The organism is uncultured Algoriphagus sp. (genome assembly GCF_963974835.1).
Classification (GTDB): domain Bacteria; phylum Bacteroidota; class Bacteroidia; order Cytophagales; family Cyclobacteriaceae; genus Algoriphagus.
In genome coordinates, this window is the sequence record NZ_CAXBET010000017.1 from 40,959 (window position 1) to 67,160 (window position 26,202).

Annotated in this window: 29 protein-coding genes; 21 read left to right on the top strand and 8 right to left on the bottom strand. The window is 38.8% G+C overall.

All coding sequences use genetic code 11. The features are described 5' to 3' along the window. The first annotated feature begins 100 nt into the window (after window positions 1-100). The 9 genes from AACZ73_RS20900 to AACZ73_RS20940 all read left to right on the top strand — a co-directional run bounded on the left by AACZ73_RS20900 (window position 101) and on the right by AACZ73_RS20940 (window position 5,995). Complete coding sequence (locus AACZ73_RS20900; protein ID WP_339880787.1) at window positions 101-730, top strand: hypothetical protein; 630 nt, start codon at window positions 101-103, stop codon at window positions 728-730. Between the two features lie 469 nt (window positions 731-1,199). After that, window positions 1,200-1,343: a hypothetical protein gene (locus tag AACZ73_RS20905; RefSeq protein ID WP_339880788.1), complete on the top strand. Its 144-nt coding sequence runs from the start codon at window positions 1,200-1,202 to the stop codon at window positions 1,341-1,343. Between the two features lie 273 nt (window positions 1,344-1,616). Continuing rightward, window positions 1,617-1,886, top strand: a complete 270-nt coding sequence (locus AACZ73_RS20910) for a hypothetical protein (RefSeq protein ID WP_339880789.1) — start codon at window positions 1,617-1,619, stop codon at window positions 1,884-1,886. A gap of 94 nt (window positions 1,887-1,980) precedes the next feature. Then, window positions 1,981-2,553: a hypothetical protein gene (locus AACZ73_RS20915; protein ID WP_339880790.1), complete on the top strand. Its 573-nt coding sequence runs from the start codon at window positions 1,981-1,983 to the stop codon at window positions 2,551-2,553. A gap of 274 nt (window positions 2,554-2,827) precedes the next feature. Next, window positions 2,828-3,757, top strand: a complete 930-nt coding sequence (locus AACZ73_RS20920) for a hypothetical protein (RefSeq protein WP_339880791.1) — start codon at window positions 2,828-2,830, stop codon at window positions 3,755-3,757. Between the two features lie 186 nt (window positions 3,758-3,943). Then, the gene (locus AACZ73_RS20925) at window positions 3,944-4,462 is read left to right on the top strand and encodes a hypothetical protein (protein ID WP_339880792.1); all 519 of its coding nucleotides are present in this window, start codon (window positions 3,944-3,946) and stop codon (window positions 4,460-4,462) included. After that, on the top strand, window positions 4,459-4,923 hold the full coding sequence (locus tag AACZ73_RS20930; protein WP_339880793.1) for a hypothetical protein: 465 nt from the start codon (window positions 4,459-4,461) through the stop codon (window positions 4,921-4,923). Before AACZ73_RS20925 ends, AACZ73_RS20930 begins: the two co-directional genes overlap by 4 nt. Before the next feature lie 75 nt (window positions 4,924-4,998). After that, window positions 4,999-5,628, top strand: coding sequence for a hypothetical protein (locus AACZ73_RS20935; RefSeq protein WP_339880794.1), 630 nt, complete (start codon window positions 4,999-5,001; stop codon window positions 5,626-5,628). After that, entirely contained in the window at window positions 5,621-5,995 is a 375-nt protein-coding gene (locus AACZ73_RS20940) for a mCpol domain-containing protein (RefSeq protein ID WP_339880795.1), read from the top strand. Before AACZ73_RS20935 ends, AACZ73_RS20940 begins: the two co-directional genes overlap by 8 nt. Window positions 5,996-6,143: 148 nt before the next feature. On the opposite strand, the gene AACZ73_RS20945 is transcribed toward AACZ73_RS20940, so the two are convergent. Genes AACZ73_RS20945 through AACZ73_RS20955 form a run of 3 tightly spaced genes read right to left on the bottom strand, consistent with a single transcriptional unit; the run spans window position 6,144 to window position 8,842 of the window. Continuing rightward, window positions 6,144-6,803, bottom strand: a complete 660-nt coding sequence (locus AACZ73_RS20945) for a hypothetical protein (RefSeq protein ID WP_339880796.1) — start codon at window positions 6,801-6,803, stop codon at window positions 6,144-6,146. Window position 6,804: 1 nt separating this feature from the next. Beyond that, window positions 6,805-7,848 (bottom strand): CBASS cGAMP synthase, encoded by a 1,044-nt coding sequence (locus AACZ73_RS20950; protein ID WP_339880797.1) that lies wholly within the window; start codon window positions 7,846-7,848, stop codon window positions 6,805-6,807. 4 nt (window positions 7,849-7,852) lie between these two features. Next, entirely contained in the window at window positions 7,853-8,842 is a 990-nt protein-coding gene (locus tag AACZ73_RS20955; RefSeq protein ID WP_339880798.1) for a CBASS cGAMP-activated phospholipase, read from the bottom strand. A 127-nt stretch (window positions 8,843-8,969) separates the two neighbouring features. On the opposite strand from AACZ73_RS20955, the gene AACZ73_RS20960 reads away from it, so the two are divergent. Genes AACZ73_RS20960 through AACZ73_RS20970 form a run of 3 tightly spaced genes read left to right on the top strand, consistent with a single transcriptional unit; the run spans window position 8,970 to window position 10,761 of the window. Beyond that, complete coding sequence (locus AACZ73_RS20960; RefSeq protein ID WP_339880799.1) at window positions 8,970-9,566, top strand: hypothetical protein; 597 nt, start codon at window positions 8,970-8,972, stop codon at window positions 9,564-9,566. Continuing rightward, window positions 9,563-9,979 carry a hypothetical protein gene (locus tag AACZ73_RS20965; RefSeq protein ID WP_339880800.1) on the top strand — a complete coding sequence of 139 codons (417 nt, stop codon included), beginning with the start codon at window positions 9,563-9,565 and terminating at the stop codon, window positions 9,977-9,979. Before AACZ73_RS20960 ends, AACZ73_RS20965 begins: the two co-directional genes overlap by 4 nt. After that, complete coding sequence (locus tag AACZ73_RS20970; protein ID WP_339880801.1) at window positions 9,976-10,761, top strand: ImmA/IrrE family metallo-endopeptidase; 786 nt, start codon at window positions 9,976-9,978, stop codon at window positions 10,759-10,761. The genes AACZ73_RS20965 and AACZ73_RS20970 overlap by 4 nt, the downstream gene beginning before the upstream one ends. Before the next feature lie 123 nt (window positions 10,762-10,884). On the opposite strand, the gene AACZ73_RS20975 is transcribed toward AACZ73_RS20970, so the two are convergent. Continuing rightward, window positions 10,885-11,097: a helix-turn-helix transcriptional regulator gene (locus AACZ73_RS20975; RefSeq protein ID WP_339880802.1), complete on the bottom strand. Its 213-nt coding sequence runs from the start codon at window positions 11,095-11,097 to the stop codon at window positions 10,885-10,887. Window positions 11,098-12,200: 1,103 nt separating this feature from the next. Between AACZ73_RS20975 and AACZ73_RS20980 the strand changes: the two genes are divergently transcribed. The 3 genes from AACZ73_RS20980 to AACZ73_RS20990 all read left to right on the top strand — a co-directional run bounded on the left by AACZ73_RS20980 (window position 12,201) and on the right by AACZ73_RS20990 (window position 18,468). Continuing rightward, window positions 12,201-13,841, top strand: a complete 1,641-nt coding sequence (locus tag AACZ73_RS20980; RefSeq protein ID WP_339880803.1) for a TlpA disulfide reductase family protein — start codon at window positions 12,201-12,203, stop codon at window positions 13,839-13,841. Between the two features lie 4 nt (window positions 13,842-13,845). Next, window positions 13,846-17,031 (top strand): SusC/RagA family TonB-linked outer membrane protein, encoded by a 3,186-nt coding sequence (locus AACZ73_RS20985; protein WP_339880804.1) that lies wholly within the window; start codon window positions 13,846-13,848, stop codon window positions 17,029-17,031. A gap of 120 nt (window positions 17,032-17,151) precedes the next feature. Continuing rightward, window positions 17,152-18,468, top strand: a complete 1,317-nt coding sequence (locus AACZ73_RS20990) for a RagB/SusD family nutrient uptake outer membrane protein (protein ID WP_339880805.1) — start codon at window positions 17,152-17,154, stop codon at window positions 18,466-18,468. A 44-nt stretch (window positions 18,469-18,512) separates the two neighbouring features. Here the strand turns inward: AACZ73_RS20990 and AACZ73_RS20995 are convergent, their stop codons facing one another. Both AACZ73_RS20995 and AACZ73_RS21000 read right to left on the bottom strand, forming a co-directional pair. Next, window positions 18,513-18,788 carry a DUF6520 family protein gene (locus AACZ73_RS20995; RefSeq protein WP_323836737.1) on the bottom strand — a complete coding sequence of 92 codons (276 nt, stop codon included), beginning with the start codon at window positions 18,786-18,788 and terminating at the stop codon, window positions 18,513-18,515. Window positions 18,789-18,999: 211 nt separating this feature from the next. Next, entirely contained in the window at window positions 19,000-19,449 is a 450-nt protein-coding gene (locus AACZ73_RS21000; RefSeq protein ID WP_339880806.1) for a MauE/DoxX family redox-associated membrane protein, read from the bottom strand. 298 nt (window positions 19,450-19,747) lie between these two features. Between AACZ73_RS21000 and AACZ73_RS21005 the strand changes: the two genes are divergently transcribed. The 4 genes from AACZ73_RS21005 to AACZ73_RS21020 all read left to right on the top strand — a co-directional run bounded on the left by AACZ73_RS21005 (window position 19,748) and on the right by AACZ73_RS21020 (window position 23,538). Then, window positions 19,748-21,301: a terpene synthase family protein gene (locus AACZ73_RS21005; RefSeq protein ID WP_339880807.1), complete on the top strand. Its 1,554-nt coding sequence runs from the start codon at window positions 19,748-19,750 to the stop codon at window positions 21,299-21,301. A 23-nt stretch (window positions 21,302-21,324) separates the two neighbouring features. After that, window positions 21,325-22,176: an RteC domain-containing protein gene (locus AACZ73_RS21010; protein ID WP_339880808.1), complete on the top strand. Its 852-nt coding sequence runs from the start codon at window positions 21,325-21,327 to the stop codon at window positions 22,174-22,176. 96 nt (window positions 22,177-22,272) lie between these two features. After that, window positions 22,273-23,112, top strand: coding sequence for an RteC domain-containing protein (locus AACZ73_RS21015; RefSeq protein ID WP_339880809.1), 840 nt, complete (start codon window positions 22,273-22,275; stop codon window positions 23,110-23,112). An 18-nt stretch (window positions 23,113-23,130) separates the two neighbouring features. Further along, window positions 23,131-23,538: a hypothetical protein gene (locus AACZ73_RS21020; RefSeq protein WP_339880810.1), complete on the top strand. Its 408-nt coding sequence runs from the start codon at window positions 23,131-23,133 to the stop codon at window positions 23,536-23,538. Window positions 23,539-23,657: 119 nt separating this feature from the next. On the opposite strand, the gene AACZ73_RS21025 is transcribed toward AACZ73_RS21020, so the two are convergent. Beyond that, the gene (locus AACZ73_RS21025; protein ID WP_339880811.1) at window positions 23,658-23,918 is read right to left on the bottom strand and encodes a hypothetical protein; all 261 of its coding nucleotides are present in this window, start codon (window positions 23,916-23,918) and stop codon (window positions 23,658-23,660) included. A 24-nt stretch (window positions 23,919-23,942) separates the two neighbouring features. Then, window positions 23,943-24,224 carry a hypothetical protein gene (locus tag AACZ73_RS21030; RefSeq protein ID WP_339880812.1) on the bottom strand — a complete coding sequence of 94 codons (282 nt, stop codon included), beginning with the start codon at window positions 24,222-24,224 and terminating at the stop codon, window positions 23,943-23,945. Window positions 24,225-24,543: 319 nt separating this feature from the next. Between AACZ73_RS21030 and AACZ73_RS21035 the strand changes: the two genes are divergently transcribed. After that, entirely contained in the window at window positions 24,544-24,930 is a 387-nt protein-coding gene (locus tag AACZ73_RS21035) for a hypothetical protein (protein ID WP_339880813.1), read from the top strand. Further along, window positions 24,915-26,198, top strand: a complete 1,284-nt coding sequence (locus AACZ73_RS21040; protein WP_339880814.1) for a relaxase/mobilization nuclease domain-containing protein — start codon at window positions 24,915-24,917, stop codon at window positions 26,196-26,198. Before AACZ73_RS21035 ends, AACZ73_RS21040 begins: the two co-directional genes overlap by 16 nt. Window positions 26,199-26,202 lie beyond the last annotated feature (4 nt).

Here is a 26,202-nt window from a genome sequence, read left to right on the forward strand (position 1 = left end):
AGACATAAGGAATTTTTTTGGGAATTGGGATTGGCTGCTATTTGAGAGAGATTTATCTGTAATAAATTACTTATGTTAAGATAATTATTCTATCCCAAACATGATTCCAGATTTATATAGAGGCGATAGTGATCCAAAGGGAACAAGATATTTAAGACATACTCTTCATCATTATCAACTTCAAACTAACCTCATTAAAGGTGGAGAGGGTAGAAAGATAACGGAAAGTCCAATTGTAGATTTAGTTGACCGTCATGTCTCAAAAGGCTGGAATACAACACATTTCTTATCGTTTTCATCAAATCTAAACGTAGCACTTAGATTTGGAATTGGTTGTGAACCAGATGAAATGGAACAAAGGAAAAATAGTTATTCTGAAGATTATTTTGGAAATGATAGTGTTTGGGATTTTGCAATTCTGAAAATTGAAACGGTACAGATGACTCTAAGTGAAATTTGCAAAGGTGCTTATTCTGGAATTTATCAGCCAACTTTACTAATGTTTCAACATCTAAATTATTGTAGAGTTATGCTAATAGATGTTGGCCAATACTTGTCCCAATTCGATGGATATGAAAAATCAAAAGCAAATGCTAAAAGAGATAGTGAGTGGTTAATTCTCCCGGCAAATCCCCTAGGAGTCCTAAATGAATTTTCTGCTAGTCTTGACGGCGGAAATTTTTTGACTTATCAAACTTTCAAAAATGATGTCTGCCCCAGGTATGAATAATTAGTCTTTAATAAAATCTTGCTGAGCTAGTTAATAAATTATATTATTGTCGGCAATGATGCCAGTAGACATACTTCCTTTGGCTTCCTGGATGGAAGACCGAAGACGGGGTTATTGGATTTATGATTATTTCCATGGATCCAAAAACAAAATTTGCACAACCTGTTTCAGATGGACTATGGGAACAATACAAGCAGGATAATTGGTGACTTTAATAAGGTGTGACGCGGAGGGTAAAAACGGAGAAGGCAAATTATAAATTGGTAAGGATACAAGGGTGGAATTGCAAATTACACCCAGTAACCATGGCCTTTTGACTACACCCAGTCGGAGCTTATTGACTAGTTAATGGGATTTGTTTTATCATTGTTAAATATCCCGACACTTTCTGTCCAAAGTCTTGTAAATTAGGAGGTTCTATCATTTTTTAGGTTAGATTCACTACATGTTTAATCAAAACCACACAAACATGGAAACTAGAAATGGAATCAAACCAGGTCCAAAGAGAATTGCAGATTCAACCGGACAACCAGACAAGCGCCAACGGGATAATAAAGATACTCCTGGAAACACACCGTCCCTTAAGCCACATAAGCATAAGCAGGGAAAATAAAGTAAGGTAAGACTAGTGAAAAATACCCTGTACAGGGTATTTTTTTTGTGTCCGAAAAACCATTTCTTACAGATGTCTTTTAGTTATTGAGTAAGGCCAACCTACGTCTTATTCTTAGCCCATTTGGAGCAGAGCCAATCGCCTTCTCCTAAAGGAGAAGGTAAGGATGAGGAAGGTAGACTAGACCAACTTTTATAACACCCTTCTGGGCATAAATCCAGAAACCATCAATCGCCTTTTGAATTACCCAAATATTTACTAAATCCATTAATAATGAATAAGTTAGATTTACAAGAGGTTTTAATTAGCAAGGTTTTTTGCAATATCATGCGCCGAATGACAGGCTCAGTTAATAAATCTTTTCCACTTGAACCTGAACAAGATGGCCTTTTTGATATGAACACAGTCATGAAAGCAGCTGATCAGGAGTATGAGATTGGAGAAGCCCCATACTTTGATAAACTTGAAAGTTCAGATAAAGAAACTGTATTGCTTGCAGTTGAAAGAGATTTATCGCATGTATTGAAAAGATTCAATAGCTGATCATAAAAATTCTCAATTCTTGTTTTAGATTCGGATTGTCTTAACCAATTGTTCTGGATGGCCTAGATTCCCTGAAAGAAAAGAAAAATCAATAATGACAGAAAATGAATTTAAAAATATTGAGTTTTATCAAAATCAATATTACTTTGAACACGAAAGGAGAAAATTCTACGATAGATTAATTCAATACCCTACCACTTTATTAGTAATTTTCGTTGGAGCATCACTATATTCTTTAAACAAATATTTTCCAATAGGGATTAATAATTTTTGCTTGGAGTCAGATTGGTTTTTTTCAATAATCTTTGGTCTATTTTCTTTATCAACTATTATTACAATTTGTTTTTTAGGGATAATGTTCCACGGATTTACGAGAAAATATGAATACTTGCCATATACGGGAGAATTACAAAATCACGAATTAGAATTGTATAAGTATTATTATAAGTATAGCAAAAAAAAGAAATATAAAAACAAAAGAAAAGATGCTAAAATTATGACGTGCAAGAATTTCACAGCAAATTTAAAAATGTACTATATAAATACTTCGCAAGTTAATCAAGAAATAAATGATAAAAGAGCTGACTCTTATTATCTTACTCGAACTTTTCTTTTTATAGATTTAGTTTTGCTAATAATACTTGGAACAATGGGGTACTTGAAATGAATAGAAATATGTCGCAGAAACCACCACCACCACCGCCTCCAGCACCTAGAAGGGTGAAGGGTTCACCACCATCTGTTCCTCGGCCTAATCCTCCAAGGCCACCATTACCGCCGAAACGAGGTTAAAAATCACTATGCGCAGCATCAAAATCAGTAACTTGGAATTAGATATGCTTCGTGGAGAGTCTGACGCACGGTTTTGTGGGAAGGTGAGAGCGCAATTCTCTTACCTGACCCGATTTGTTGCATTTTAATAAGGATGAATAAAAATAGAAATGGAAAATGGTATTATAGAATTATGCAGTACTTTAAACAAGGCAATCCACGAGCCATTGTATCATTATTTCTATAACATACCAGACGAATTAAATTATAACCAGACATTTACTTCAATCGACCTAATTGAAGATAGTCAAATAGCAATTGAAGAATATAAAAATGCTAAATCAAATGGAAAAAAGGGAAGAAGTACATTGTTGATTTATGGACTACTTCAAGCTTTTTTTCTCCAACAGGATGGACTATATCATTTATATAAGTGCATTGTAAATAACAAAATAAACCAAACAAACTTCTTTGATTTATTTTCCTTTGACAAAGATATCAGAGAAGTCAGAAACGACATTGCGGGGCATCCTACAAATAGAAAAAACACAGAATTTTATTTTATCGCAAAAGGTCCAATTTCAAAAGATAGATTTACATATGCAGGGTATACACCAACTTTTAGGGCCGTAAAAGTTGATATTAACTCATTTATATCCAAACAGTCTGAATTTGCAAACACAGTCCTGCAAACAATCAAAGACGATATATCAAAAAAGATTGAAATGCAAAAAAGAGAACATAAAAATAAATCACTAAAAGAAATGATAGTTGGTTTAGACAGAAATATTGAGTTCATTTTTCGTGGTATCAGAGATGAGGATAGAACTTTTCAGGGTGAATGGGGTATTTCAGGAGCGAAAGTTGCTATTGATGAGATACGCGAGGAGTTAAATTTAAGATTTAATGAAAACCTGCCTAGCGGTATATCAGATGCATTTAGAATGATAGACTATATCATTCTCCGATTCGATCAATGGTGGACGGAAAAGACTCTTTTCGGGAATGACGATGCGGAAATTTTTCTTGATAGCCTTGAAAAGCAAATCAATGAACTTGAAGAAATGTTGGTGGAAATTGAGAAGGAATTCAATAGCTAAAAGCTTTCTTCAGGGTCGAGTATAAGGTCATGAGTTATGAGCCACAAAACCTACCCAGTCACATAAGCATCGTGAATACACTTAGCGGGGGGCTCCAATAAAAAAGAATGAGAATTTAGCGTTGATTTCTAACAAGAAATATACGTTTTGTATATTTTTCGTATCTTTGTATTCAAATGATGTAAGATGAACGTTAAGGTCTTAGAGGTTAAAACAAAGGATGAACTTGATTCAAAAATTGAGATTGTAAGAAAAGGTGATACTACGCTACCCTCGATAACAGATGGATGGAGGTTCAACTTTAGAAGGCATTCAAAATCAACTGGCTACGAAACTTATGTCTTAGTGAAGCAGCTTACTCCAAATATAATTGAGGGCTGCTTGATCGTCCACCACAAAGGTGAGGGCCAGTCATACATGGCATATGTAGAATTAGCCCCACATAATAGGGATCCAGATAGAAAGCATGATTGGGTTGCAGGCTGTTTGATTGCATTTGCTTGTAGGTTGAGTTTTATAAAAGGAAAGGAAGGGTATTTGGCACTTGATGTAATTGAGGAAAAAAAGGAAGATGAGATAAAGCTTATGAAAGTATACTCCGACAAATATTATGCAGTAAGATTAGAAAAATCTACAACTATGATTATTCTACCTGAAGGAAGTGAAAAGCTTATCAATGAATATTTAATTAGACAGGAATCATGAAAAATACTGAAATAAAACCAAAGGACATTTGGAATGGTGCAAAGCTTGAGAGAATTGAACAATTCATCAAGAGTCATTCTGATACTCAATCTAATGAAAGGAAAATTAGAAATAAACTACTTTCTATTCAATATAAAATTGAAGATTATATTGAGATGGATGATATTAAGGAAAATGAAATGTTAGATGTTTTAGATTTTGTTAAAATGTACTTGAAGGCATTGGATATTACAAAAAAGGAGTTAGCTAATTATTTTGGAATGAAAGATAGTAATTTTCACAAATATTTAACTGGCGGAAGAAAATTGAACTCTGAAGTTGTACTTAAAATTAGTTCTTTTTCTCATACTAAGCCAGAGTATTGGTTCAGAATTCAATTAAAAAATGAAATTATTAAATTAAGTAATGAGAGAATAAATGATTATGAGAAGTATGATTATAAAAATCTTATTTCTGTATAATTTTTTGTAAAGAATAGTTTGAATTATTGCTAGACAACAAATTTCTTAAATTTTCAAGGTAGTATAACGAAATAAATGAAAAAAGAAGAGCTTAATCTTATTGTAACTATTTCTATCGCTTTAGCGGTTTTCATTGGCGTTGTACAAATCGTTCTTTTGGAGAAGGAATTTATTTTGTCTGAAGGGGTTAGAGCGATTAGTTTTGGGCTAACTATTACGACTTTTTTTTGGACATTTTATTTCGCTTTTGGATGGAGGCTTTGGGGCTTAGATAAAATTTTTTATCGTCCAAATTTAAATGGCACTTGGTCTGGTATTCTGAAATCAGATTGGCGAAATGAACATGGTGAAAAAGTTGGTGATATAGAGTTCTATATTGTCATTAGACAAAGCTTTTTAAGAATTCATTTTACAACCTTCACTGACTCTTTTATCGGAACATCCTATTCTGAGACATTTACTTTAAAAAAAGAAACTGGACTTAAGAATGTGGCTTACTTATATAGGAAAGAAACAAGTCAGGATGATGATAAAGTTCTACAAGAAGGAGCAACAGAACTAAGATTGATCGAATCAAAACCTAGGAGATTAGAAGGTAAATATTGGAGCAATCATAAAACAAATGGGAAAATAGAAGTTTCCTTTTTATGTAATGATATAGTCGATTCGTATTTTGAAGCTAAAAAATTTAGGGATAATGTGTGAAAAAATATACATTAGATTAGATGTGGATAATGCCGGTGATAGAATTGAGTTGGCATTATTGAATAGTGATTATAAGGAAGCTCAATATTTGCATAATTTAATTCAGTATAACATTAATCTCATCTTTGAAGAGTTGGAATTAGATAATTCTATAGCAGTATTGATGAAAGGGTGTGATGATATTTTGTTTTCGATGGATATAAGTTACTTTGATGAAGGTTTTTTAAAAAAGCTAAATGAGCAGTTTAAGGAAAAGTCAGGTCTTTCATTAAGTATTGGTTTTGGTTTTACTATAAATGAATGCATGTTGAATTTGAGAATCGCTAAGGTTTCCGGGAAAAATAAAATAGTTGGCGTGATGAAATAAATATTTTAACAATTCTAAATATATAGTATTTGTTATTTTATCTAGATTAGAATTTTGGTTTTTTAATTATTTGTTTAGTTATGCAATTATCAACCACGATTTCGGTCTGAAATATATATTTAAGTGGAAGCCACCTGATTAAAGCGAATTAATTCCAGACCTTTAATATTAAATCTGCATGAATTAGAATCAGCCTTCGGTCTAAATCAAAAAGTTGGTTGAATCCATCTCTATGGCATTGCCTGAATTTACTGCCACTTCCGCAAAAGCATTCATGAGTTCTTCCTGGTTTGATGTGGGTTGAGGCCATTTTTCTCATTAAGTGGATTACCTCTCTTACATTTCCTCCTGCTTCAAAAGTTTCATCATAGAATTCGAAAATCCCCTGAATACCGTGGGAATATTCCCCGTTTTTGTAATATCCTTCAACCCGACGAAAAGCCTGATTAAAAAAATATGGCAATACAAAGTCATCGATAAACTTGACCAAAGAGATGCCTTTTTTACAAGCAATGCTTTCTTCTGGAGCTATAGCAACGCAGCATGACTTTGTGTCTTCATAAATATGCCAATCGGCTATTCTAGGGATTTTTCCACCTACTTCAAAAACCTGGGGGAATTGTAGTGGATACTTAATTATTTGATGAATTTCTACCTCAAAGGCTTCCCAGAACTTGCCGCAATCATCAACTATTTCAAGTTCTCCTTTTAAGATTACTTTTCCCTCTGAGGTTATTGCCCTGTGTAGTTTCGGATATTTTTCAATGACAAGTCCAATCTGGCTTTCGAAAATCTTTAAACTATCCATTTTAATAGCACCAAGGTTTCCTAATTGAACCTCCAATTCCCAAGCTTACAGTAGCTGCATTGCCAATATTCTCATCCTTCGCTGAATTGCAAGGAAAACGGTCTCCCAGGCTTGCTTGCCAATGTTTGCAGGCTAATTTTTGGTTAGGCTCTTCAAGTGCTTTCTTGGCATTGTCAATAAAGTATCCAAGATATTTCATAAAGGCATCTTTATTTTTATAGTCTTCAAAAAGGTTTTCTCCTTTAGGAGTAGTTGGACGTTCGCACCTGAAGTCATTGCGCAATGCAGCTTGGATATTAATTAAAGTTTCCTTTATGGAAATATCATCTCGTTGGTGCGGATAATAATTGTTTGCCGCAAGGATGGTCATTATTAATCCACAGGGCATTTCCTCTCTTCGCAGATCTCCCCAAGCCTTTAAAAACCTGACAATCCTACGAAGCTGATGATCATTTTTTCTAATGTCTGATGTCCACTGTACAAACTCATCAAAAAGTCTGGATTCAGTAATAAATGCTTTTCTGAACCCTGATTGAACTTTTTGTTCAAACCACTCAATAAATTCAATCGGATGGCTCAAAATCCAGCCACGATTTACGTCGGCTAATTCTGGACAATCGACATTATCGGCATAATAAATAGGGATATCTACATGGAAACCACTTTTGTATTGTACTCGTATGCATGTCGATTTATCAATTACTCTTTCGATGTCATCATGTCCACGATCAAGCGCATATTTTACCAATTTATGGAGATCTGAGGGAGATGGTCTGTTCTTTCTATCTAAGTTACCAATAAAGTATAATCCATCATCGATATCATAATCTCCTCTAATTGGAGAAATAATGGTGTCCATAACAAACGACCCTTGGCTCTGATGAATTATTTCATTTTTTAGACCTAGCTCTTCAGATACAATAGAGTAACCACGTCTTAGCCTAATTCTTAGGTTGTTACGAACTTCTAATAGTTGTTGTCTCCTTTCATCTGATAACCTGATTATATTATTGTATTCGCTGAGTAATAAGTTGCAATTTGCCATATTGTTAAATTTTATAATTTTTAGTTTCCAAAAAGAATGATCCTATTTTTGGGTCTTTTTTTGCGATTTCCCCCCGATCATTACCTTTCCCTTTAATGAATCGGATAGCATTTTTTGTAGCCATGTCAAGTTGGACCAAGTGTTGTTGTTCGGCAGATATATTTTCTGAAGGAATACGTACGTAGTTGACTTTGATGTGATTCATCTCGCAAAACTTTGACATCATGTAGTCTGTGATCATGCTTTGGCCAATTAAGGATGTCTCAAATAAGTCGTCCTTCCATTTTATAAAAGAGCGATGTCTATTCAAGCCTATCGATTTACCGGCAGTGTTGTTTAGACTACTTACTGAAAGCACCTCAATAGAATCAAATTCTTTCCCCTCGCCAACAAAATATGTCAATGCTTCTATTACACCTACCATAGTAGGATTATTTGCCCACACACCACCATCGATAAATTGTTTGTTGTCATAGCAACTAATTTCCGCCAAAGGGAAATAAGTAGGCGCTGCTGAAGTAGCAAGAGCGACGTCAATGCATGAAGCTTTATTATCCCTATCAAGCTGACCTTCAATATGATCATATTTGAAAACCCACGGTCTGGCGTCAGTCAAAGAGTAGCTGGGAATGCATAATAGATTATGACAATCCCCCATTTTCTTGTTTTGGAAAATAGTTTGGAGAGCTTTTTTTAGAGGTTTATCTGAATATTTTCCTCCCCAGAATGTTTGCCTAATGAGTCCTCCAAGTCTTGTGCGGTGAGGAAAGATTTGATTGCCGTATTTTTCATAAAACTCACATATCTCTGAAGAAGGTATTTTCAAAGAAAGCGCAAGAGCTATAAGCCCACCAGTAGATGTTCCGCATATCATATCAAAATGATCTGATGTTGAGCATGAATATCGCTGTTCCAAATGCTCAAGGATTTTTGCAGAGTAGAGGCCTTTAATACCTCCCCCGTCAATTGACAGTATTTTAAATGGTTTCGACATAATAGTTTTTTTCAATGGATCTTGAGACCCTACTACTATATGTTACTCAGAACTTAATTTTTGCAGGTAGGTGAAAAAAAAACTACTTTCATAACATATATAGTTAATGAGCTAGCTTACTGCAGAAATGACAGAGTCTGAATTTGATAAGATCTATGATAAGCTTTATGTTTATACGGATTTCTTAGTTAAAAAGAAAAAATGGTTTAGAAAGGGTAAATCCGATTCTTTCTTGAAGGGTAAGGAAATACATGACTACATAATGGATGCAGTGGAAAAATATCTTAGATTTCCTGAAAAATATGACTTGACATCTGGACGATCACTTGTCAATTATTTAAAAGTACATATTATTCAAACTTTGGTTGGAAATGACGCTAGGTCACCAGAGAATAAGACAACTTCAGATTTATTCGCGATATATACTGATGAGGGAGTTGATGATCCATCTGCCTTTTTAGATACTATCCTCCCTTTTTTGGAGGAACATTTAGATGATGATCTTGATTATAATACAATAATGAAGCAAATCGAACAAGAAGTAAATGAGGACCCAAATGCTGAAAGCGTATTTCTAGGGCTTTCTGTTTTCGATATGAAAAGAAGAGAGATAATTGAAGAATTTAAAATGTCTGAATCGGAATATAATAATGCAGTTAGAAGGTTAAATACAATAAAAGCTAGGGTGGCAAAGCAATACGACCTAAAATCTAAGCAGTCATGAGCAACAAGAATGCATATACTAAAATTGATTTCCTAAGGCTAATGCTTACTAATGCAGATGCTATAAGTGAAAATGATGAATCCGTTAAAATCTATGCGCATGATGAAGGGATTGACTTGGATAAAGTTAAATCTGAAGGGAAACAGAGTTTTAAAAGAATGATGCTAAGGCTAAATGCTGAAAAAACGCGAACAGAAATGCAATCAAATCAATCTTTAAAGGAAATGGCTCTTGAAATTGTTGATAAGCTTATGGAGAAAGCAAATTTTTCATTCGAAAGCTATATTATCCAAAACAGTATTCCAATGCATAATAGAAACCTTGAAAAATTAAGTGATACAGATATAAAGAACACATTAATCCAGTACCATTATTTGAAACTTATAGAAAAAAGTAATTTGGATAAAAAATGAACTTCAAATTCACAAAAGCAGAATTTAAAGCCAAAACAGTATTAGAAGAATGTGGACTAGATATGCCAACCCAGCTATTGCTTGAAGAAATTGTATTGGGTCGTGGGGCTTATTATGAAGAAAAGTCATTGGAATTTAAAGAGGGAGAAATTGTTTCTTTCGGAGATAGATCAATTATTACAATTAATTCAAATATTCAGTATCAAACAAAAAAGAGATTTGCAATTGCCCATGAGTTGGGACATTTTGAAATGCATAAAAATCTGTCTCCAATAATTACTGACACTGAGTATGATCTAGTCAATTGGTATCAAGCTGGTCCGCAGGAGGCTGAGGCAAACGAATTTGCTGCTGAGTTTTTGATGCCTTCTAATCTTTTTCATTCAGAGTGTGAAGAATACTATTTTGATCCTTCACTAATCACTCATTTAGCAAATATGTTTGAAGTGAGTAAAACTGCGGCTCTTCTTCGTTTTGTTAAACGAGGAAATCATCCAGTTTGCGTAATTTATTGCAAAAACAACAAAATGAAATGGTTTAAAGCATCTTATGATTGGAAATATTTCCTTGAATTCGAACGCGATAAACACCCTCCTACAGACTCAGTTGCTTACGAATTGTTTACTTCAAAAAGAGTCTATGCACAGAATGAGCTTAAACAAGAAATATGGAAGTCGACATGGCTTAGACATAATCCAGAATATGGAGATCCAAAATTCTATGAATTTTGCTTGTTTGTGCCAAGTTATAATTATTCATTGAGCATTATTTGGGAGGATTAAAAAGAAATTCTGGAATTTTTCTCCCAATGAAGCCACACGCTTCCCCTCCTCAGTAATCACATACCTCTGCTTTTGATTGTTAAAACATTTTAAATTTGGTTCTTTAAAGGAATTACTAAAAAATTAGGTCCTTAAGTTCGATACCAAAAGTGTCCTTACGTCTACTTTTAAGTAATCTGCTATTTCAAATAAAGTTTCAATTGAAGGTTGAGATGTGTTGGTAACCCAGTTTGAAACGGTAGAAGGAGCAACGCCTAGATCTTCAGATAGATCTTTATTTTTCTTCTTATTCTCAGCCAAAGCGGCTTTTATTCTGTTTAAATCCCTTTTTTCCATTTGAAAACTGCCAAGTTTATCAAATATAAAGAATTGGAAAATGATGTGATTAGATAGTAAAATATCGTATTGCATTATAAAAAAGATCTAAAACGATATTATAAACTTGTATTACATTAAATTTTTTGTAATATTGATCAAGGTTTGAAAAGTAAAGGTTTTCTTTTCTAGCCAGCGAATTCTTCGATTCATTCTTCGAATGCATTTGCACTTTATAGTCTCGTCTTAGGAAACTGCCAATTTTCAAAAAAGACACGAGAAGTGAAGTGAAAATGCTCACGCCTTTGGCGTGGGCTCACTTTTCCGTGTTCTTGGTATGGCAGTACCTCTAAGGCGCTGAGTTGAGTTCCACGCCTATTTTGGCTAGTTCTCAACTTGGATATAATTATAACCCAAGTATCATGGAAAAGACGGTGATTATTTCTGGATTGAGTTGCTTCCTGGGATCAGTATTCTGGAAGAAAGATCTGTCTGCGCTTTTATGCGTTGGGTCACATTGCTCCCCCGATCACTTTCGGGGCTATTATAACCTACCAGAGGTCCACGGCATCGCCGCGGTAGATCGCTTGTATCCTCTGAAACCCAAGAATCCGATCTAAGGATCAGGGCACTTTTTCTCTCTGATTGATTCCGACTGAGCTTTGTATACTTCGTCGGGACTATCCACACAGATCAGGGAGTGACGTTACACGATGATGGAGATCATCTGCTGCAGCGGATCATCAGCTCCATTACTTTAGTTAATTTCTTATTCATTATTGCTGGTTAGACAGGCTCACCACAAGCGGTTGGTCGGTTTGGACAGGGTGGGAGACTTGTGTCTAGATAGAATCAAGTATCAGGTAGCAAGTATCAAGAGGGTAGAACCTAGAGCTGTAAGTAGGAATAGAGATTTCTCTCTTCGCAAGCTCCGTTCGAAATGACTCTGATCACTGAGACTGCTCACTGAAGACTGGATTGCTTTCCCGAAAAAATCGGGACAGGCTGTCGGTCCTCCTCGCAATGACGGTTAACTGCGACTGCCTACTGATCACTGCTTCCGTCTCCCGTCTTCCGTCTTCCGTCTCCCGTCATCGGTCACCCAGCAACAAACATCTAAAAGCATGCAAAAACACATACTCACATGCTTCCTGATACAGCTATGTCTTTTCGGAAGCACACTAAAAGCACAAAGTAAAGTTGCGGAGTCACCTCCAGGCACTGATTTGGTTTATCAGCCTGGTTTCCCAGGGCAGGAGGGCTTAGTTCCTTCTGCTCGCTTGGGAGAGGGAACGCTTTACTTTGAGCTTTCCAAAAGTCAGGATCTGGATTCCCTCACACTGAGGTTTTGGGATCACCTGATCAGCGAAAGAATGAACGTGACCCCTGGAACCAAGAAAATGGTTCCGGGTGCCGAGGGGAATATGTTTGAAGGAAGTATGAAGTTTCAGGTCTTCACTTCGACCTTTCCCGAATCAGATACCCATGGGTATTTTTCTGTCAATTCCGGCAGGGATAAGCTGATCAGGCAGTGGATCTATTTCCCGGAAGACAGGGTAAGAATTCGGGCGGACCTTGCAGCAGGAGTGCTCCTCTTTGGAGGTCCTGATGCTGCTTTCTATCGGCTTCAATACGAAGTGGACAGGGCATTCAAGGAAGATCAGTTCAATGCCAATCCCATTCTGTTTTCATCCAACAGGGAGTTTTACCGTTCGGATTCCCTGTCTGAAACACTATGGCAGCAATCCCGAACCAGACGGGAAGACCTCTACGTGCAGATGCAGCTGATCAGCAATGCCGAGGAGGGATGGGAAGAATTGGAAAAGTATATCTCCTCCAACTGGCTGGAACATCCGGCTATTGGGATACTGGATAGGTACAGCACCCTGCTTTCTGCCGAACGCTTAAATCTGGTAGAAGCTGCTATCAAGGGACAGCTTCTTTTTACAGCCATCAATAAAGCGGATCTGGCATGGACTGCCATTCAACAGGATCCCGCAAAAATGGCAAAACTCAAGGAATGGGTGGATGGCTTTTATTTACAGGATCAGGAATATTCCCATCCGCTCCTGGCACAGGCGGTCTTCCAGTTTTCTCTGATGGAAGCCCAGGCTACCCAAACACCCATTGAGCAGGTCTATCGAGAGTTACCCAATCCTCTGAGGGAGGAAGTAATTGCCTTTTACGTCCTGGATAATTTCAACAGAATGGAAAACAGGTTGCCGGGAATCATTTCAAAAAACCTTCGCTTGCTGCAATCCGAATGGATAAAATCCAGATTTGAAAACCTATTGGCGAATGTCAGGGATCCATTTTCTGCCGAGGGCATTTATTTACCCGATGGAAGCCAGCTAGATCCTGCTATCATCCAGGGAAAGACCGTATTGATCCATTTCTGGATTTCCGGTTGTAAGTTTTGCCTGGAAGAACATCAACGGGTCATGGCTGATCTCAGCGAACGATACCAAGGACGGGAGGATATCCTGATCATGACAGTGAACGGGGATGCCAATAAGGAAAATTGGAAAAGGAGTCTAGCCACAGGAAAATATACCTCGGAAAGTTCCCTGAATACCTGGGTGCCCCTGAATACCGGAATCTTACAGTCCTATTCAGTTTATTCTTACCCACAAAAAATGATCATTTCCAAGAACGGTGCCATCCAGCTACAGTCCATTGTGCGGATGGAATTGCAGGATCTGATCAACCGTCTGGAACATGCTTCTGAGTATACAACAGACGTCCTTTCATCAACTAATCAGTAAATTTATGAAACGATATATAATCTATTTATTGCTGATGTTCAGCATTTGCCAATCGGGATTTTCCCAGACTACCGAATTGAAAGGCAGGGTATCTGATGATGCCGACATTCCCTTGCCAGGCGCCTTTGTCAAGCTTGCAGATTCGACCTATTCTGCCATCTGTAATGAGTCAGGTGAATTCTCCTTACAGGCTCCGGCAGGTACCTACACATTGCTGGTTTCCTACATAGGAATGGAATCCCAGGAAATTGAAATCACCCTGCCCATGGAGGAACGCCAGGAAATCCAACTGATCCCTCAATCGCTGGATCTTGCATCTGTGGAAGTAGTTTCCACCGGATATCAGCAGATCCCTAAGGAAAGGGCTACAGGTTCCTTTGCATTTTTGGACGAGGAGCTGGTGCAAAGAAAAGTAGGAGCCAATGTGTTGGAAAGATTGGGAGATGTGACTTCCGGTTTGATTTTCAACCAAGGACCACAGGCTGCCAATGATCCCATTTCCATCCGTGGGCGGAGTACCATTTTCTCCAATACCCAACCGTTGATCATCGTGGATAATTTCCCTTACGATGGACCTATGGAAAATATCAACCCCAATGATGTGGCCAGCATCACAGTACTGAAAGATGCGGCTGCAGCTTCCATCTGGGGTGCCCGTGCCGGAAACGGTGTGATTGTAATTACTACCCATCGGGGAGGTGAAAGCCAGCCTCTGCAGGTAAGCTTCAACTCCAATGTCACGATTAGCCAGGCAAGGGATTTGTTTTATATGCCCCAGATGTCCATTCCGGATTTTATAGGGATTGAAAAGCAATTGTTTGAAAAGAACTTTTACCGATCTACTGAAAACAATGCCAACAAACCCAAGCTTTCCCCCGTCGTGGAAACGCTTATTGCACTGAGAGATGGGAAGATCACCCAAGCAGGAGCAGATGCAAGGCTGAATGGCTATGCACAGTCTGATATCCGCAGGGATATAGAATCCTATTACCTCAGACCTTCCGTCGCACAGCAATACGCACTATCGCTGAGGGGAGGAGGAAAGGTCCACAGCTATCATTTATCCCTGGGCTATGACCGGTCTGATGCCGATATAGTAGTAAATCCTTCTAACCGCTGGACCTTGGCTGGAGGAAATCAATGGAAATTATTGGAAGGAAAATTGGAAGCAGGGCTGGACCTGAATTTTGCCCGACAGCAATCCAGTGGCAGAACGGCTCTTCCCAATGGCTATGCCTATGAATCGCTGACTGATGAGGCGGGTAATCCTACTGGGATCATCCAGAATTACAATACCCGCTACATCGAATCAGTTGAGGGGCAAGGCTTGTTGGATTGGAAATACGTTCCGCTGAATGAAATAGGGAAGCTGGACAACAGCACAGAAGCCTATGACTTCAGGGTATCTCCCTATCTGAAATGGAATATTACCCCTGACCTGAATCTGGGAGTCTATTATCAATATTGGTCTAATCAGGCTGCTGGAAGAAACCGTAACAGTCAGGAGCTTTTCTACACCCGTGACCTGATCAATAAATATACACAGAAAGATGAGCAAGGAAACCTGAGTTATCCGGTTCCCATAGGAGATGTTTTGGATGTCAGCGAAAACAACTCTTTTTCCCATACTTTCAGACCCCAAATGACATACGCTAAGGTATTTAGTGGGGTTAACTTTCTGAATGTTCTGGCAGGAGCAGAAATAAAGGATCGTCAGGGCTTGGGGTTTTCGGATCGCTTTTATGGCTATCGGGATGATCTGGGAAGCAGTGTGCCGGTGGATTGGATCTCACGCTTTCCCATGTATTATAATCCGGGTTCACAGGTGAGTATTCTTTCTGCTCAGTCCCACTCGGGATTTACTGACAGGTTTATATCCTATTATGCAAATATTGGGTATGATTATGCTCACCGCTATTTCCTATCCTTAAGTGCCAGAAAGGATCAGTCCAATATTTTCGGGGTAGAGAGCAACCAACGGGGAGTTCCTTTATGGTCTGTGGGAGGAGGATGGATTGTTTCGGAGGAGAAGTTTGCGTCCGGAGCCAACATGCCCTTCCTGAAATTGCGCGCTACCTATGGCTACAGTGGAAATGTGGACAAAAGCCTTTCCTCAGACGTGACAGCCCAGTTTGTCAATTTTCAGTTTTACGATGTGCTTCCTCAGATGCGTGCAGCGGTCTTGGTCAATCCACCCAATCCTGATTTGAGATGGGAGAAGGTTCAAATGACCAATCTGGCCCTGGACTGGGAAACCCAGAATGGCTTTTTTGCAGGCAGTCTGGAGTATTATTCCAAACATGCCAGCGATTTGTTGGGGGAATATTCCGTTCCATCCTCTTCAGGTAAAAGTAGTTTTACCGGGAATTTTGCAGAGACCCAGACCCGTGGGGTAGATCTCAGCATGCAGGTAAAATGGTTACGGAATTCCTTTCAGTGGAGCACCAATGTTTTGTACAGCCATTTGAAGGAAGAAGTACTGGATTTTGAGAAAGAGCCTACTGTGAATAACCTCTTAGGATCTGCCTTCCTGGCAGCTCCATATCCTGTGGTGGGAAGGCCCTTGTATGGGATATATACCTATGAATGGGCAGGTCTTTCTCCTGATACCGGAAATCCCAGAGGTTTTTTGGACGGAGAAGCCAGTGAGGATTACCGAGAGCTCAGCAGAGCAGCTACCATCGAGAACTTACAATATCATGGTTCTGCCAGACCTACCTCTTTTGGAGCAATACGGAATGATTTTTCCTTCAAAGGTTTTAGCCTTTCTGTCAATATATCCTATCGACTGGGGTATTACTATAAAAGGAGATCTATCGATTACTACACCTTGTTAAGAGGGGAGATCGGCCATGGGGATTTTGATAATCGATGGCAGCAGCCAGGTGATGAGGAATTTACGCAAATCCCTTCACTTCCAGCTTCTGCAGATAGCAGAAGAAATTCCTTCTATTCAAATTCGGGTGCATTGGTCGAAAAGGGGGATCATATCCGATTGAATGATGTCAGGTTTTCCTATTCATTTTCAAAGGTGAATATGCCTTGGTTGCCCTTCCGCACTGCCCAACTGTACACCTATGGCAATAACCTGGGGATTCTTTGGAAAGCTTCTGATGATGCACTGGATCCCGACTACCAACTGGCAAGGCCTTTACGATCCTTTGCGCTAGGTTTAAAACTGGACTTTTAACAATCAATACTGGGTAAAAGGAGGAAATGAATTTTCTTAATAAGGTTAGTTGAATTAAATCCAAATACCTCCCAGTCAGAATTCCTGACCACCCTTTTCCATTCCTAAAAATTAAAGAATATGAAAGCAATAAAAAATAGATTCCTGCTACTGATAGCCTCTTTAGGGTTGATTTCCTGTGAGGGTTTTCTGGATGAAAAACCGGAAAAATCAATCTTGGTTCCCCAAACAGTAGAAGATGTACGGGCCTTATTGGATTATTATACCAACTTGAATGACAATGCCCTGGCAGATTTTATTTTGGCAGATGATTGGGTAACCGAGGATGCAAACTGGGAAAGCCTGAGTCCATGGGAACAAAATACCTATCTCTGGAAGCAGCAGGTGTTTGAACCTTCGGAACGCTCCACAGATTACACCAAACTCTATCGTAAAATCTTTACAGCCAATGTTTCTCTGGAAGTTTTGGAAGGTTTGGGGACAGGGACCGAGGTCAAAAACTTACGGGGAGAGGCTTTATTTATTCGGGCTTTGGCTTATTTCCAGTTGTCCCAGCTGTTTTTGCCTTCTCCGATGCTGGGAGGCGATGAGATTAAATTGCCGGTCAAGCTCAATCCGAATGTCAACGAGTCTTCCCAATGGTGGCCTGTCTCGAAAGTATTGGTCCAAGTAGAGCAGGATCTGGTAGAGGCTTTTGAGTTAATGGGCTCAAGTTCCCAATTTAAAAACAGACCCAATAAGCAGGTGGTAAAAGCAGTTTTGGCCCGGCTCTATTTATACGAAGAACGGTGGGAAGATGCCTTGAATGCAGCTAACTATATACTGGAGCAGGGAACCGTATCCTTACTGGATTACCATGAAATGGACAGCACGGCTGCTTATCCTTTTAGCTTGTTTAATTCAGAGGTAATGTATTATGGGATTACAAGTAGTTTTTCGGTGACAGCGAGTTCGGCGACCTACATCAATCCCGACTTGATGGGGATGTATGAGGAAGGTGATTTAAGAAAACCGCTATTCTTTACGGAGTCAGGAGAAAAATTCCTTTTCAAAGGTTCCTACAATGGAGATTATAATCTATTCACAGGGATTAGCTTACCGGAGATGTACCTGAGTGGTGCGGAAGCGTTGGTCCGAATGGATAGAGTCCAGGAGGGGCTGGATTTGATGGCTATTTTGGCAGAGAAGCGATATCAGTCCATGGATTTTTGGGAGGGGAACCTCTCCAAAAACCCCTTGGATTTGGTTCTGGAAGAAAGACAAAAGGAGTTGGTCTTTCGGGGTACTAGATGGATGGATATGAAGCGGCTGCATGCATTAGGGGAATTGGATGATGTTCCTACCAGAAAAATTGCAGACCAGAACTATCAATTGACAGGATCAGATAAACTGTATCTGATCTTACCTAGCTATGAATTGGAACTGGAGAATAACTAAAAAAGCCCGGGGTCATGAATCCCGGGCTTTACAGGTTAAACTACTTAGTCAGCAGGAGGCAGTGTGCCTCTTTTTACAAATACCTTGTCTTCATCAGGGTTGATGGGATTTCCATTCACTGCATCATGAAGACATTCTGCATCTGTCAATTGATCACAGGTATAGGTACTGGGTCCAGGAGTTATTCCTGTGACATTGTACCATTGACCCGTAGCCTCACCGTATTGGTTCATGGCTAAATCCTTTGGACCAAACGCAAAGGCAAAAGTTGCCGCCAGCACCAAAGCGAGTGCAGGCAGCGATTTGATTAATTTATTCATCGTTATGTCCTGTTTTTTAACAAATCAAAAACAGGGAAACCGTTTAGGATCCCGAAAATACCATGTATTAGGTCCTTCGGGATGTGGATAAAATGCCTACTCTGAAAAGGGTTTTCGGCTTCTCCCTTTTACATCACCCAGTATAGTTTGGAGTCTCCACTTCCAGACCCGGAGACAGGCGATGTAAGTAATGGGTTTGATTTAATTCTTATTAGTGTAATTTTTTGGGGTGGGATAATGCCTTTTCCTGCCCCGTTTTTTTTGTAACGTACAGCCCAATGATGCTTAGCAAAATCATAAAACAGTTGAGCCAGAAATGCTCCACCCATCCCAGTGATTCCAGAATCCCGGCACAGTTGCAGGGAACTCTTGGGAAAGCTCCCACCCAGATCAGTCCCACATAAGTGGTGAAGACGGTGAGGAGGAGGATACTAGAGAGGTATCCCCACCATCTGCTGACCGAAAAGAGCAGGAGCAAGGCAATCAGGAGCTCTGAGATAGGTACAGCAAATGCTAGAATCTCTGCCAATTCCGCCGGAAAGGTTTGGTTATGAAACGCCTTTCTGCTGGCATCCCAGCGGATAAGTTTGTCCAATCCTGTATAGCCCCACAAGAGGATCAGCAGGATGCTTGGGATAGCTGATTTTTCTGGTTTTTCCATTCCTGTTTATGTAGGATAGGAAGTTGGGTATTTTAAAAAACCAGAATTCACAAGCTGTGTGATAAACTTTAAAAGTGTATCAATTATACAATTTCAAGAAATTCAAGAAAATAATATAGTTGATTCCTTGGTTTTTAGGTGTCAGGACTATAAACTGTATTACTGTTTTTTTAATTAAAAAGGGAACTATCCAAGTTCAACAGTTGAATCTTCAACTGTAAAGGCAAAATAAGTTAAGGGGCTCTGCAAGTAGTTTTGTGATCGGAAATCCATGTAACAACTAATTAGAGATATCATTATGAAGCGGAACGAGTTGGACCCGACCTTTTTAAAAAAGCTTTTCGGCCTGGAAAGCAAAGTAAGTGATAGCGCTTTGGAAAGATTGGGCGAATTTTTGGAAATAGGTATTGCTAAACGGAAAGCTACTATTCGTCACGCCGGTTCTGTCGAAAATGAATCAAGGTTTCTGGTAGAAGGGATGATCGGGATGTATTACATGAATAAACTATCCAGGCTTTATTTTCCAGGCGATGTCTTTATGGATTTTGAATCTTATCAAACACAGGTTCCCAGTAAATATCGTTTTAAATCATTTGGAGAATCTGTGTACATAAGCCTTAGTTACCCTAATGAAGAACTGCTGCTGAAGGAAATTCCAGAATTTACAGACTTTTCAAAATCCCAGATAGCTAAAGTCAGGCATGCTGATTTTGAGTGGCATGCTTTCACGCAGATGAACTACCGTGATAAAATCCGTGTGATAGAGGAGAAATTCCCCTCATTCAAATATGATCTTACGAATAATGAAAAGGCAAGCCTTCTAGGGGTAAGCTACGCCACTGCAGCGCGTATCAAGAAAGATAATAAGGATATCAAAGCAGTTGGTGAAATTGGGCAATTTGGAAAATTACTCCAATATCCATTCCCTGCATATGTTCATAATGATGCGGCTGATATTGAGGAACAAACTGTATCCTGGGCTTTTCACTTCCATTCAATTCTTAGGAACATTGAAGAAATCACTTATTACAAAAAACAGAAGTTCAGTTACCTGTCCTCCTGTCTTTATCCGGAGATTGATATTGAGCGAGGGTTGTGGATTTCCAAGCTTTATCTATGGCTGTTTTATCTGGATGATATGACGGATGATTTACATGTTGGCCAGAAGGCCGTTTTTTGGGATCATCTTCTGATTGGAGTTGAAAACATTGTGGATGGTAAACCATTGGGATTTAGTCCTACCCGCATTACGGTATACCTAAATGCCTTTATTGATCTAGCAAATGAATTCAGTATGCTGGTTTCAGATGATAGAGAACTGAAGAAGCTTATTTATTCCGAGGTATTAAATTATCTCAAAGAGAATAAAGTGGAAGCCGAATATAAGGACAAGGGAACGCCACCTAGTTTTGAGGCTTACCAACTATTGCGACCTGTTTTTTCCGGAGGGAATCTTGCCCTATCACTCTGTGCCTTTGAATCTGGTGATAAATTTGACAAAAATTCTTCTGACTGGCAGGAAACAACCGAGCTTCGTGGATTGGCGGCTAAGCTAATCTACCTATCCAATGATTTGATTTCATACCAAAAGGAAGCATCTCAGGGGGATTTTATGAATGCTGTGGCGCTACTCATGCATCATAAGCGAATTGATTTCAAAATGGCTCAGCATGAAGTACTAAACCAGCATGCGGAGACATTGGAAAATTTTATGGTGCTGGAAAGGAGATGGAAGGAAGAATACAGGCCAGAAAATAGCGGTGTTCTGAAGTACCTCAAGCAGATTAAATATAAGATTGCCGGATCAGTACACTGGTCACTTTCAATTTCTCCACGGTACAAGAAGAATTGATCTTGGGATTAAATTTCTAACCTATGAGCATATTAGCGTTTTCGACCCAGATAATTTCCAAATTAAAGAATGAGCTAGGTATCCTGAAACTGGATGGTGAAAACAAACTTATCCAGTTTGAATCTGCTTTTCACCTGGTGGATAAGGCTATGGATAAGATAAAATTCTTCATGGATCAATATGTCTTTGTGTCTGAGGAAGAGGAAATAGAATTCTTTAAATATCACATGACCTACTTCCTGAGGGAGTCTGTGTATTTCTCTGAATTGTTCAATATGGAGTCTATCAAGCCTGCAGGGCCAGAAACTGAAATCAGGAAATTCTACGAAAAAGAACAGCTCAGCGTGCAGGAATTCCTGCAAAACAACCAAAACTTATACAATTACCTCTTGATGAAAAAAGAGAATCAGGATAAGGTGTTTTTCTTAAGAAGTGCACAAGCGCCTATCTATAAACCTAATTTGTTCTGGCATACCCTAGATACCAGGTATTGCACTGTATATACATTGTACTGTGCCAGGATCATGGGTACGCTGGCACTGGCAGATTACATTCAAGGTCAGATAAATGTCCTACAGGGGTCTAACCAGCCATTGGTAGAGGAGGATAAAAACCCACCGCTGTTTTGGACGGGAAAGAAGACGGATATGGTGGAGTTGGTGTACGCATTAAAAACCTCTAATGCTATAAATAACGGAAATGCCAGCGTTGCGGAATTGGCAACCTCCATCGGTGAGGTATTTGGAAAGGAGCTGCATGATTATTACAGAACCTTTCTGGAAATCAAGTCCAGAAAGAAAAACCGAACTGTATTCCTTGACCATTGCAGAGGGAATTTGGAGGCATATATGAATAGTTTTGAGGCAAGGGAATAATAATTCATTGTCAAATGACAATGGGGAAGTTAGTAAAGAGTGAGGCACTGAATGAGTTGAGAGGCGGGAGGTGTTTTAGTAATAAATAAGGGGGATATGAAAGCAATTATTGAATCGCTTTTGGTGGAGATGGAAGAGTCCCTAAAGCGAGTAACACAAGAGACATTTAATGAGCTACAGAAAGTAGAAAGATGTGGCAGGGTGGTCAATGGGATATTGATTAAACTCAAAGCATTTATGTCTACTTATCAGTTTATGAATTCAGAAGAGGAGATCTTGTTTTTCAAAGAGTATAAACCGACGTTTTTAAAGGAACTGATCTTCTATTCTGAGCTAACCTACCTAGAGTCAAAAAAGCCTATAGGGAAAAAGGAACAAGTGAAAAATTACTACCATCACATGATGGATCAGATGCAAGATTTTTTTGCTAGAAATCACCAGCTCTACATCTACCATCAGTTGGATAGAAGTGATCAGGATGAACTTTTATTCCTGAAAAATTCCAAACCTGTGTCTTTGATACCTGACTATACGATTGATTTTGACCCAGAATTCTCTTCAATCAATAGCAGTAATCTAGCCAGGATCATGGCATATGAGGACCTTACAGAATATGTTAGGAAGAGATTGGTCAACCTAGACATGGGGGTCGATACTTTAGGTAAAGAAAAGGCCAGACATGAATGGACTGATTCGAAATCTGCTCTGATAGAATTGGCCTATGCACTTCATTCTAGAGGAGCAGTAAATCATGGTAAGAGCGATGTAAAGTTGATTATATCCATCATGGAATCTCTTTTCAATGTACAGGTGGGGAATTTTTATCGAACATTTCAGAGTATGAGAGGAAGGAAAAAAGGTAGAACGATCTTTTTGGACAGCTTAAAAGACAGTCTTGAAAAAAGAATGGATGAAACAGATATGGGGTATCATTAATATTAACAATCTGATAGTATGACTTTGCAGGATTTAGTAGTTTCCGTTTTGGCAATCACATTGATGCTGTTTGGGTTTGCAATCCGTTATTGGATAGGGAAGAGACGTTTCGAGCGACGAGGGATTGGAGGATTGCAGCATTATTCCAGCTATTCCAAAGCACTTTTTATTTCAGCCCTTGAAAGGTTTGCTAATATTTTGAGCGTCCCGATGATACTGGGAGGAATATTCCTGTTAATGTTTTGGTGGATGTTTGTTAGAGATATTGCTTTGTCAAGAAATAAAGAAGATGTTAAAAGAAAAACAGAACATAAGACAGATCCCACAGCCCACTTCCTTATTCCTGCGGAAAATGGCTATGGTAAAAAGCTGATCAGCCCCATACGAACCGATTTATTCCCGTTGTCCATGAATCGATTCGTATAAGGCTGATTTGATCACTGGAATGATGCTTAAGCTGTCTGTATTTTTAGAGTAGTTTGAAAGCTCAGGTGCCCTGATAAAAATTGGTATTGTTATTTTAACAAACTTAAAAGCATGACCATTTAACGGATACCATTTCTCTTTTTTCTGGAGAAACGTTGATTTCGGCTTGTTACTTTTTCTTGCTTATTATGAGCAATTTCAGAATGCCTTGATTGGAGGTTGCTTTCCTTAGGTGTCTTTAATTCTGAATCATTTTTTCCACAAATACCTTTGATAAGTTCTTCCGTATAGTCACTTTCTCGACCGAAAGATGTAAGCGGATTTGCGTCAGAATCTATTCTTTCTTCCGTGTTTACCTTTTCTATTTCTTGCCTTTTCATATGCTGTTGGTTTTGGAGTATAGGTTAACCTGGATTGGATAAGGCCTTCAGTTTAGAACTTAGCTCAGTGAGTCCTGCTTTTTCCAGACTTTCGGAGATAATGGTAATCAGTTCTTCTTCTGATTCTTTTGAGATTTGAATAGGGTTTTTTCCGGATTCAAATTTTTGGTCCATTCCACGGGTGATTACTTCGGTTAAGAGCAACACTGTTTTTCTGGGAATCTTCAAATCAATTTTTACAAGGTCATGCATCCCTGGCACTGCTAGTAGGGTTTCGTAAATCGTTTCAAGTGATGTACTGGACATAGTTTTATTGGTTTTGTTGTAACAATATTTATTGAGCTAAATCTACTTTGAACCAATGACTTGAGCCTATTTAGAAATTGATCAGGATAGGTAAATGATCTGAGCACTTTTTATAATTGTATCACCCGATAGGAGGAACTGAAATGTCTGAAGTGATTTTCTTAAAGCTTCAAAATCATTCTAAAAGCTAGGTGGATTTCCTGGGTCCTCTGAAATCGGCAAGATGTACGGTTGTATCACAACCGGATCTTGAAACCCCTTACTCCGAAGTCGTGGGGTTTGAATTTGTAAAGTTTTTGAACTGTGAAAATGAACTGCGATGAAGGAAGAACTCAAGAGAAACAAATGGCTGCATGTTAGGCTGACACTTCAAGAATATGAGAAAATCCAAACAGAATTTGGGCAAACAGTTCAGGATAGTCTGAGTGATTATGCCAGGAAATTACTTTTGAAAAGGCCTGTTATCGGCAGGTATCGGGATACAGGAATGCAGGAGCTTTTGGCCGAGTTAACAGCTCTGAAAAGAGACTTACATGGGATTGCCACCAACTATAATCAGTTAGTAAAAAAGATAAATTCACAGGGTGAAAGTGAAATCGATTCTAACCTTACCCAAGGTCATGAATTTCAGAAAAACATCCTGAATTCACTGGATTTGGTGAATAGATTTATTAATCAAACGGCAGCGAAATGGTTGCAATCATAAAGACCAGCGCATCTTTGAGACGACCGTTTCACTACAATGAAAATAAGGTAGAGCAAGGAGTGGCGGAATTGCTTTTTACTCAAAACTATCCGGTTGAGGAAGCGTCCCAGTCTGCAGATATTCGTCTGAAATATATGCTTAAACTGACTGAATTGAACTCCAGAACTACTGTGAACGCAGTCCATATTTCATTGAATTTTGCGCCGGGGGAGGACTTTGAGGCCAAGAAATTACAAGCAATTGCCAAAGAATACATGAGCGGAATTGACTTTGAAAACCAACCTTATCTGGTGTATAAACACAACGATGCTGGCCACCCTCATCTGCATATCGTGACTACGAATATTGCGTTGGATGGAAAGCGAATTCCCCTGCATAATATTGGTAAACTCAAGTCTGAACCGACCCGAAAAGCAATTGAAATCAAATTTGGTTTAGTACCAGCAGAGGCTCAAAAGAAAGGGCTTTTTATTGCCGAGCCTATTTCAATTGCTAGGCTTGAGTATGGCAAATCTGAGACCAAACAGGCAATCGGTAATGTGCTGCAGCACATCCTGAAAAATTACCGATTCACTTCACTTCCTGAGCTAAATGCGGTATTGAAAGGCTATAATATAGTAGCGGATAGAGGGACTGAAACATCCAGAATTTTCAAAAATCGAGGGCTGGTTTACCGCGTATTGGATAGTGAAGGAAATAAAGTTGGAGTTCCGATAAAGGCAAGCAGTTTTCACTTTAGAGCAACTCTTAATGCAATTGAATCTAAGTTTGAAGCCAATAAAGTAGAACGCAAGAAACATATCAATTCAATTCGTTCAGCAATTGATCTGACTATTATGAAAATGCCTGAAAGTAGTCTGGATGAGTTAATAAAAAGCTTGGAGAAGCAGGGTATTGTCATTGTCAAACGGGAGAATGAAGAGGGTCGATTGTATGGAGTTACCTATGTGGACCATCGAACCAAATGTGTGTTTAATGGGAGTGCATTGGGAAAAAAATACAGTGCGAATGGACTGATAAAACGAATGGAAATCAATAGTAAAAATGAGGCTATATCTCCCCAAGCATTCATCAGGTCAGCAAATCAAACGAAGGTAAATCAAGGTGATAACCGGCTAGTGGAGTTAGGAGTTGACAGGAAAAATAGGAGAGGAGACGACTCTTTTAGAGGAGTGTTGGAGTCCTTAATTACACCTGATGAATCATATAACTTCCTGCCTTTTGAATGGAGGAAAAAGAAACGGAAGAAAAGAAAGGTGACAAAGTAATCAC

Coding starts and splice junctions, on each gene's coding strand:
- AACZ73_RS20935 (WP_339880794.1), top strand. CDS start 4,999: ATGAAAAAAGAAGAGCTTAATCTTATTGTAACTATTTCTATCGCTTTA.
- AACZ73_RS21025 (WP_339880811.1), bottom strand. CDS start 23,918: ATGAAAAGGCAAGAAATAGAAAAGGTAAACACGGAAGAAAGAATAGAT.
- AACZ73_RS20985 (WP_339880804.1), top strand. CDS start 13,846: ATGAAACGATATATAATCTATTTATTGCTGATGTTCAGCATTTGCCAA.
- AACZ73_RS20980 (WP_339880803.1), top strand. CDS start 12,201: ATGCAAAAACACATACTCACATGCTTCCTGATACAGCTATGTCTTTTC.
- AACZ73_RS20955 (WP_339880798.1), bottom strand. CDS start 8,842: ATGTCGAAACCATTTAAAATACTGTCAATTGACGGGGGAGGTATTAAA.
- AACZ73_RS21040 (WP_339880814.1), top strand. CDS start 24,915: ATGGTTGCAATCATAAAGACCAGCGCATCTTTGAGACGACCGTTTCAC.
- AACZ73_RS20945 (WP_339880796.1), bottom strand. CDS start 6,803: ATGGATAGTTTAAAGATTTTCGAAAGCCAGATTGGACTTGTCATTGAA.
- AACZ73_RS20905 (WP_339880788.1), top strand. CDS start 1,200: ATGGAAACTAGAAATGGAATCAAACCAGGTCCAAAGAGAATTGCAGAT.
- AACZ73_RS20960 (WP_339880799.1), top strand. CDS start 8,970: ATGACAGAGTCTGAATTTGATAAGATCTATGATAAGCTTTATGTTTAT.
- AACZ73_RS21015 (WP_339880809.1), top strand. CDS start 22,273: ATGAAAGCAATTATTGAATCGCTTTTGGTGGAGATGGAAGAGTCCCTA.
- AACZ73_RS20915 (WP_339880790.1), top strand. CDS start 1,981: ATGACAGAAAATGAATTTAAAAATATTGAGTTTTATCAAAATCAATAT.
- AACZ73_RS20975 (WP_339880802.1), bottom strand. CDS start 11,097: ATGGAAAAAAGGGATTTAAACAGAATAAAAGCCGCTTTGGCTGAGAAT.
- AACZ73_RS20920 (WP_339880791.1), top strand. CDS start 2,828: ATGGAAAATGGTATTATAGAATTATGCAGTACTTTAAACAAGGCAATC.
- AACZ73_RS20930 (WP_339880793.1), top strand. CDS start 4,459: ATGAAAAATACTGAAATAAAACCAAAGGACATTTGGAATGGTGCAAAG.
- AACZ73_RS20965 (WP_339880800.1), top strand. CDS start 9,563: ATGAGCAACAAGAATGCATATACTAAAATTGATTTCCTAAGGCTAATG.
- AACZ73_RS20970 (WP_339880801.1), top strand. CDS start 9,976: ATGAACTTCAAATTCACAAAAGCAGAATTTAAAGCCAAAACAGTATTA.
- AACZ73_RS21000 (WP_339880806.1), bottom strand. CDS start 19,449: ATGGAAAAACCAGAAAAATCAGCTATCCCAAGCATCCTGCTGATCCTC.
- AACZ73_RS21010 (WP_339880808.1), top strand. CDS start 21,325: ATGAGCATATTAGCGTTTTCGACCCAGATAATTTCCAAATTAAAGAAT.
- AACZ73_RS20990 (WP_339880805.1), top strand. CDS start 17,152: ATGAAAGCAATAAAAAATAGATTCCTGCTACTGATAGCCTCTTTAGGG.
- AACZ73_RS20925 (WP_339880792.1), top strand. CDS start 3,944: ATGAACGTTAAGGTCTTAGAGGTTAAAACAAAGGATGAACTTGATTCA.
- AACZ73_RS20900 (WP_339880787.1), top strand. CDS start 101: ATGATTCCAGATTTATATAGAGGCGATAGTGATCCAAAGGGAACAAGA.
- AACZ73_RS20995 (WP_323836737.1), bottom strand. CDS start 18,788: ATGAATAAATTAATCAAATCGCTGCCTGCACTCGCTTTGGTGCTGGCG.
- AACZ73_RS21030 (WP_339880812.1), bottom strand. CDS start 24,224: ATGTCCAGTACATCACTTGAAACGATTTACGAAACCCTACTAGCAGTG.
- AACZ73_RS20950 (WP_339880797.1), bottom strand. CDS start 7,848: ATGGCAAATTGCAACTTATTACTCAGCGAATACAATAATATAATCAGG.
- AACZ73_RS20910 (WP_339880789.1), top strand. CDS start 1,617: ATGAATAAGTTAGATTTACAAGAGGTTTTAATTAGCAAGGTTTTTTGC.
- AACZ73_RS21035 (WP_339880813.1), top strand. CDS start 24,544: ATGAAGGAAGAACTCAAGAGAAACAAATGGCTGCATGTTAGGCTGACA.
- AACZ73_RS21020 (WP_339880810.1), top strand. CDS start 23,131: ATGACTTTGCAGGATTTAGTAGTTTCCGTTTTGGCAATCACATTGATG.
- AACZ73_RS21005 (WP_339880807.1), top strand. CDS start 19,748: ATGAAGCGGAACGAGTTGGACCCGACCTTTTTAAAAAAGCTTTTCGGC.
- AACZ73_RS20940 (WP_339880795.1), top strand. CDS start 5,621: ATGTGTGAAAAAATATACATTAGATTAGATGTGGATAATGCCGGTGAT.